General features: G+C 69.7%; 6 protein-coding genes. 3 read left to right on the forward strand and 3 right to left on the reverse strand.

Annotation, left to right across the window (positions count from 1 at the left end; all coding sequences use genetic code 11):
- Nucleotides 1–1,137: an extracellular solute-binding protein gene (locus tag AB0M73_RS36570; RefSeq protein WP_363900947.1), complete on the reverse strand. Its 1,137-nt coding sequence runs from the start codon at nt 1,135–1,137 to the stop codon at nt 1–3.
- 163 nt (nt 1,138–1,300) lie between these two features.
- On the opposite strand from AB0M73_RS36570, the gene AB0M73_RS36575 reads away from it, so the two are divergent.
- On the forward strand, nt 1,301–2,044 hold the full coding sequence (locus tag AB0M73_RS36575) for a GntR family transcriptional regulator (protein WP_363900950.1): 744 nt from the start codon (nt 1,301–1,303) through the stop codon (nt 2,042–2,044).
- Complete coding sequence (locus tag AB0M73_RS36580) at nt 2,041–2,679, forward strand: hypothetical protein (protein WP_363900953.1); 639 nt, start codon at nt 2,041–2,043, stop codon at nt 2,677–2,679. Before AB0M73_RS36575 ends, AB0M73_RS36580 begins: the two co-directional genes overlap by 4 nt.
- Before the next feature lie 41 nt (nt 2,680–2,720).
- Here the strand turns inward: AB0M73_RS36580 and AB0M73_RS36585 are convergent, their stop codons facing one another.
- Both AB0M73_RS36585 and AB0M73_RS36590 read right to left on the reverse strand, forming a co-directional pair.
- Nucleotides 2,721–4,259, reverse strand: coding sequence for a TauD/TfdA family dioxygenase (locus AB0M73_RS36585; RefSeq protein ID WP_363900956.1), 1,539 nt, complete (start codon nt 4,257–4,259; stop codon nt 2,721–2,723).
- A gap of 47 nt (nt 4,260–4,306) precedes the next feature.
- A complete protein-coding gene (locus tag AB0M73_RS36590; RefSeq protein WP_363900959.1) occupies nt 4,307–5,425 on the reverse strand; it encodes a steroid 3-ketoacyl-CoA thiolase in 1,119 nt (372 codons plus the stop codon).
- A gap of 129 nt (nt 5,426–5,554) precedes the next feature.
- Here AB0M73_RS36590 and AB0M73_RS36595 point away from each other — a divergent pair, with 129 nt between their 5' ends.
- Complete coding sequence (locus AB0M73_RS36595; protein ID WP_363900962.1) at nt 5,555–6,769, forward strand: cytochrome P450; 1,215 nt, start codon at nt 5,555–5,557, stop codon at nt 6,767–6,769.
- Nucleotides 6,770–6,861: the final 92 nt, after the last annotated feature.

Raw genomic sequence — 6,861 nt, forward strand, 5'->3', positions numbered from 1 at the left:
TCAGCCAACGGTCTTCGCCCAGCTGTCGGCGATGACCTTCTTGGCCGCGTCCAGCTGCGCCTCGGTCGGGAACGGCGACTTGCCGTCGACCTGCGGCAGCGCGGCCAGCTCGGTCTTGTCCACCGTGCCGGCGGCCTGCATGGCGGCCAGCTCGACCGGGCGGGCCCAGCCCTTCAGGAAGCCGTTCTGGCCCTCGGCGGAGTACAGGTACTCCTCCCACAGCCGCGCGGCGGCCGGGTGCGGGGCGGTGGCGCTGATGGCCTGGTTGTAGTAGTTGGCGTACAGGCCGTCCTTGGGCACGACGACCTTCCAGTCCACCTTGCCCTTGAGCGTGTTGGCCGCCGACACCTGGAGGTAGTCCCAGTCGATGGTGATCGGCGTCTGGCCCGACTGGATGGTGGCCTGGGTGGCGCCGACCGGGATGAAGTTGCCGGACTTCTTGAGCTCGCCGAAGAAGTCGATGCCCGGCTGGATGTTGTCCACGCTGCCGCCCTTGGCCAGCGCCGCGGCGTACACGCCGGCGAAGGCCGCGCCGGCCTTCTGCGGGTCGCCGTTGAGCGCGACCATGCCCTTGTAGTCGGCCTTGGCCAGGTCGGCGATCGAGGTCGGCGGCGTCTTCACGCGCGCGGCGTCGTAGCCGATGGAGATGTAGCCGCCGTAGTCGTTGAACCAGCGGCCCTGTGCGTCCTTCTGCGCGTCCGGGATGTCCTTCCAGGTCGCCACCTGGTAGGGCGCGAGCAGGTTGGACGCGGCGGCCGACAGCGCGAAGGAGGAGCCCAGGTCGAGCACGTCCGGGGCGCGGTCCTGGCCCTTGAGCTGCTTGACCGCGTTGATCTCGTCCTGGCTGCTGCCGTCCGGGTTGGCGTCGTTGATCTTGATGCCGTACTTCTTGGTGAAGCCGTCCATCAGATCGCCGTAGCCGGCCCAGGTGCGCGGCAGCGTGATCACGTTCAGCGTGCCCTCGGCCTTGGCCGCGGCGACGAGGGCGTCCATGCCGCCCAGGTCGGCGGCGCTTTTCGCGGTGGCGGCCTTGGTGTTGGACGCGCTGTTCGCGCCCGACGAGGAGCCGCATGCGGTGGCGGCCAGCGCGACGACGGCCAGCAGACCGGCCGCGAGGGCGGTACGGCTTCTGTTCACGGGGTGACTCCAAGGAGTGCGGGGAACGACTGCCGGCAGACTTGTTCACCGAGACGACCACTTGGCCAGATAAGTCGGAACATGGTCGGACACCAAGGTGAACTCCCGATGTCTTGTTCCCCTCACGCCCGGTGACCGACCGGTTGCGGGTTACGGTGCTGGCATGGGGACGACGCTCTACCGCCGAGTGGCCGAGGACATCAGGGCAGCCATCGTTTCCGGCGCCTACCAGGCGGGGGCCCGGCTTCCGTCGGAGGCGGAGCTGGCCGCGCGGTACAGCGCGTCGAGGGGAACGATCCGGCAGGCCTTCGCGGCGCTGGTGGCCGACGGGGTGATCTCGTCACGGCAGGGCGCGCGCCGGGTGGTGCTGGGCGGGCCGCGGTTGCAGACGTTCAACGAGCTGGTGAGCTTCTCCCGTTGGGCCAGGGCGATCGGCGAGCAGCCGGCGGGCCGGGTGGAGCGGCTGGAGCTGCGCGCCGCCAACGAGGACGAGTGCGCGCACCTGGAGGTGCCGCTGGGCAGCCGGGTCTACCACCTGACCCGCGTGCGCTACCTGTCCGGACGGCCGGTGATGATCGAGCGAACGGCCTATCGCGAGCCGGTGGGGGCCATGGTCGCCGGCATGTCGCTGGACGTCGTGTCGATCACCGAGCGGCTGGAGGACCTCGGCGTGATCTTCGCCGACGCCGAGCACCAGATCGACGCCGTGCCCGCCTCCTCGGAGGACGCGCGGCTGTTGGAGATCCGCCCTCGGGTGCCGCTGCTGCGGGAGCGGCGACGGACGGCCGACCCCAACGGCCTGCTGCTGGAGTGGTCCGACGACCGCTACGTCGGCGACGCCGTGGCGTTCACGGTGCGGAATTCCGCGGGCGCCAAGGCATTGTCCCGGCTACCGTCACAACGGTGAAGAACTGGGTGGAGTGGCACGCGGCGTACGACGATCCTTCCTCCGGCCTGACCCGCCGGCTGGCCCACGTAAGGCGGCGGGTCCTGACCGCCTTGCGGCAAGCGCCTTCCGGCGAGATCCGGCTGATCAGCATGTGCGCCGGGCAAGGCCTGGACGTCTTCGGCGCGCTGGCGGAGTTCGACCGGGCCGCCGATGTGGTGGGCCGCTTGGTGGAACTGGACCCGGCCAACGTCGCCGCCGCGCGGGCGCAGGCCGTCCCGGGTATCGAGGTCGTGGAGGGCGATGCCTCTGTCACCTCGGCCTACTACCCGGCGGATGTCGTGCTGGCGTGCGGGGTCTTCGGCAATGTGCCCGACGAGGACGTTCACCGCACGGTGTCGCTGTTGCCGATGCTGTGCCGCGAGGGGGCGACCGTGGTCTGGACCCGCCACCACGAGGCCCCGGACCTGACGCCGACCATCCGGGAGTGGTTCGCGGAGGCCGGTTTCGAGGAGCTGGGCTTCGACACCGAGCCCGGCTACTGGTACTCGGTCGGCACCCACCGCCTCGTCGGAAAGCCCTTGCCCTTCGAGGATCGGAAGATGTTCGAGTTCCTGGGCCAGCCCTTCGACGGCCGCCGCAGCCCCACGTCGTAACCCCCCGCGAGTCCCGCTCTCCGGCACACCGAAATACGGTTTCAGGCAGGCCGCGTCGGCCGGATCACCCGCTCCAGCCGCGGAGCAAAACGTGAAAAGGCTGGCACGGCGGCGGCGGGGTCCTTGGCGGCCTCGTCCCAGCGGCGCACAGCGACGGCGTCCTCGGCGTAGGGCCCGGCGGCGAAGTCCTCCGCCTCGTCAGGGGTCATGGGCCCGCCCTGGAAACCCAGGGTGCGGACGGAGGCCGGGGAGAGGGCCTCGAGGTACCCCGCTTCGGTGGCACACAGGTACCGCTTGGCGGCGACGTGGAGGCGCACGGGCTCGGTGACGGCCGGCGGGAACCAGCGGGACAGGAACCGGGCCCCGGCGGTGTCATGGTGCTTCTCGTCGGCGACGAGGTGCCCGATGTCGTGCAACAACGCAGCGGCGACAAGGTGATCGGGGGCCTGCGCCTCGACGGCCTTGCCGCCGGCGAGGAGCATGTGCTGGGCCTGAGTCACCGGCTCCCCGAGGTACGCCGCGCCGCCGGGCCCGTCGAACATGGCGGCCAGCTCGGCGACGGGCGTCCGCCGGAGCACGGCGGCGGTGCTGGCCAGTGCGTCGATATCGGCGTAGCAGCCCTGGAGGTGCCGCGAACCTGTGGCGGAGAAACCGCTGCGGGCGTGCAGGATCCGGGTGTTGTCGAACAGCAGGCAGTCGCCGGGCTCCAGCCGGAACGACAGCTGCGCCTCGGTCAGCAGCGCACGGAAGGCCCGATACGCCCGGTAGAACTCGGTTCCGTGCTCGCGGCCGGGCTGCATGGACCGGTTGTTGATGCGGACCTCGCGGATCCGGTCAGCGGGATCGACGTCGATGATCGGCCGGAACGCGCTCAGGAACGTGGTGGCGTCGGAGAAGGAGAACGTCACGGGGGTGCGGGTCAGCGCCTCGAACGCTTCGGGATCCACGGTTCGCAGCTTCGACGCCACGGCGAAGCCGTCGACCACGGCGGTGTCGCCGCCGGCGGTGGCGTTCTCCAGGCAGTGCAACAACTGGAGCGTCGGCACGGGGTCGCGGTACGGGTTGTCGGTGTGCGGGGAGATCGCCTTGCTGGTGAAGGCCAGGTTGTTGGGGGACTTGACCACCCGCACGTCGAACAGCCGCCCGTAGTTGGTCTCCCGCACGAACCCGAACGTCTCGGCGACCTCCAACACCGTGCCGGGCCGGGTGGGCACGCCCCGGAGCAGGACGAAGCCGTTACGCAGCACGGAGTCGAGGCACCGCAGCCGCTCGGCGTCGTCATCGAGGTAGGCCGGCCAGGACGCCGACACCAGGCCGGCGTCGAAAACCTTCGTCGACTCGTCGCGATGGCCCGACGGCACGGGCGAGGCCAGCCAGGCGCGGTCGAACACCGAGCGGTGGCCGTCGTCGAAGACCACCGTCACCTCGTGCGGCGACTCGACGATCTCGGCCACGGCCGTTGCTTCGTTCAGGTCGAACAACTTCTGGCCGCTGACGGCGTCACGGCATTGGCCGCACCGGCAGTTGTCCCGCAGCCACTCGGCGGAAAGCCCCAGACTTGTCTGCACAAGTCCCAACATGGTCGGACAAGGTGGCTACCGGCCGGCCGCAGGGCGAACGTGAGATGTCAGATGCGTTCCAGGATGCTGCCGGTGGCCAGCGCACCACCCGCGCACATGGAGATCAACGCCGTCGAGGCGTCCCGCCGCTCCAACTCGTGCAGGGCGGTCGTGATCAACCGCGTTCCGGTGCTGCCGACCGGGTGCCCGATGGCGATCGCGCCGCCGTTGACGTTGACCTTCGCGGGATCGGGCTGGTGCACCGACTGCCACGACAGGACCACGGAGGCGAAGGCCTCGTTGACCTCGAACAGGTCGAGGTCGGCGATGGTCATACCGCTACGTTCCAACACCCGGCTGGTGGCAGCGACGGGACCGTCGAGGTGGTAGTACGGCTCCGCGCCGACCAGGCACTGCGACACGATCCGGGCGCGGGGAGTGAGGCCCAGCTGCCGCGCCCGTTCCTCCGACACCAGCAGGACCGCGCTGGCCCCGTCGGAGATCTGGGACGAGGTGCCGGCGGTGTGCACGCCGTCCTCCAGCACGGGCTTCAGCCGCGCCAACGCCTCCATGCTGGTCTCGCGCAGGCCCTGATCGATGTCTACGCCCTTCACGGGCACGACTTCTTCCCGGAACCGCCCGGCATCCCAGGCGGCACGGGCGAGTTCCTGCGACCGCAGCCCGAACCGGTCCACGTCCTCACGGGTGATGCCGCGCCGCTGGGCGATCCGCTCCGCGGCCAGGTACTGGTTGGGCAGGTCGATGTCCCACGACTCCGGCCGCGGCGTACCCGCGTCGGCGCCCACGTTGCTGCGCAAGGGAACCCGGCTCATCGCCTCCACTCCGCAGGCGATGCCGACGTCGATCGCGCCGATGGCGATCAGGCCGGCGATCAGGTGCGTGGACTGCTGCGCGGAACCACACTGGCAGTCGACGGTCGTGCAGCCGGCGCCCTGCGGCAGGCCCGCGTGCAGCCAGGCCGTCCGGGTGATGTTGTTGGACTGCTCGCCCGCCTGCGTCACGCAGCCGCCGATCACCTGCTCCACCAGCGCCGGATCGATGCCGGCCCGGTCCACGACGGCCTGCTGCGCGGCGCCGAGCAGTTCGGCGGCGTGCAGACCGGACAGCCAGCCGCCGCGCTTGCCGATCGGCGTCCGCGCCGCTGCCACGATCACCGGGGTGCCCATACCCCAAAACTAGAACAGGTTCTCGTTGGTCGCAATGGCCAGTTGAGCAGCAGGGTTCCGCAAGTTAACGCCGTATGCTAGGAATGCCGTAGAACCCGTTCCACGCACGACGAGGTGCTTGGAGGCAACGTGGTACCCGACGGCTACGACTTCACCGATCCCGACATCTACGCCAATGGCGTGCCGTACGAGCACTTTGCCGAACTGCGTCGCACCGCGCCCGTCTGGTGGAACGCGCAGGACGGCCACTGCGGCGGCTTCCAGGACGGCGGCTTCTGGGCGGTCACCCGGCACTGTGACGTCCGCGAGATCTCGCGGCGCAGCGATGTGTTCTCCTCGTGGGAGAAGGGGGCCATCGTCCGCTTCGGGCAGGAGATGCCCCCGGAGCGCATGGAGGCCCTGCGGCTGATCATGCTCAACCAGGATCCGCCGCAGCACACCAAGGTCCGCGGCATCGTCTCCCGCGGCTTCACGCCCAAGTCGATCAACTCGCTGCGCGAGACGCTGCGCGACCGGGCCGAGCACATCGTGTCCGAGGCGATCGCCCGCGGCCAGGGCGACTTCGTCACCGACGTGGCGTGCGAGTTGCCGTTGCAGGCCATCGCCGAGCTGCTCGGCGTGCCGCAGGAGGACCGGCTCAAGATCTTCGACTGGTCCAACCAGATGATCGCCTACGACGACCCCGAGTACGAGATCGAGCCGGACGTCGCCAGCGCGCAGCTGCTCGGCTACGCCTGGAACATGGCCGAGCAGCGCCGGGCCTGCCCGATGGACGACATCGTCACCAAGCTCGTGCAGGCCGACGTCGACGGCGAGTCCCTCGGCTCCGACCAGTTCGGCTTCTTCGTGCTGCTGCTGGCCGTGGCCGGCAACGAGACCACCCGCAACGCCATCACCCACGGCATGGCGGCGTTCCTGGACCACCCCGAGCAGTGGGAGCGGTTCAAGGAGGAGCGGACCGCCACCGCTGCCGACGAGATCGTGCGCTGGGCAACACCTGTTGTCGCCTTCCAGCGGACGGCCACCCAGGACGTCGAGCTCGGTGGTGTCGAGATCAAGCAGGGGCAGCGGGTCGGCATGTACTACAGCTCGGCCAACTTCGACCCCGAGGTCTTCGACAACCCGCACGCGTTCGACATCGGCCGCGACCCCAACCCCCACCTCGGCTTCGGCGGCAGCGGCACGCACTACTGCCTCGGCGCCAACCTGGCCCGGCTGGAGATCGAGCTGATCTTCAACGCCATCGCCGACCGCATGCCCGACATCCACAAGCTGGCCGAGCCGGAGCGCCTGCGCTCGGGCTGGCTCAACGGCATCAAACACTTCAAGGTCGCCTACGCCTGACCCTTTTCGCTACGTGAGTGGCTCATTTCGCCCTAGCGGCCACCTGAGCCACTCACGTGCGCTCTGGGCTCCCTACGTGAGTGGCTCAGGTG

The sequence above is a fragment of the Kutzneria sp. NPDC051319 genome (assembly GCF_040682195.1).
Taxonomy (GTDB): domain Bacteria; phylum Actinomycetota; class Actinomycetes; order Mycobacteriales; family Pseudonocardiaceae; genus Kutzneria.

Coding starts and splice junctions, on each gene's coding strand:
- AB0M73_RS36590 (WP_363900959.1), bottom strand. CDS start 5,425: ATGGGCACCCCGGTGATCGTGGCAGCGGCGCGGACGCCGATCGGCAAG.
- AB0M73_RS36575 (WP_363900950.1), top strand. CDS start 1,301: ATGGGGACGACGCTCTACCGCCGAGTGGCCGAGGACATCAGGGCAGCC.
- AB0M73_RS36585 (WP_363900956.1), bottom strand. CDS start 4,259: ATGTTGGGACTTGTGCAGACAAGTCTGGGGCTTTCCGCCGAGTGGCTG.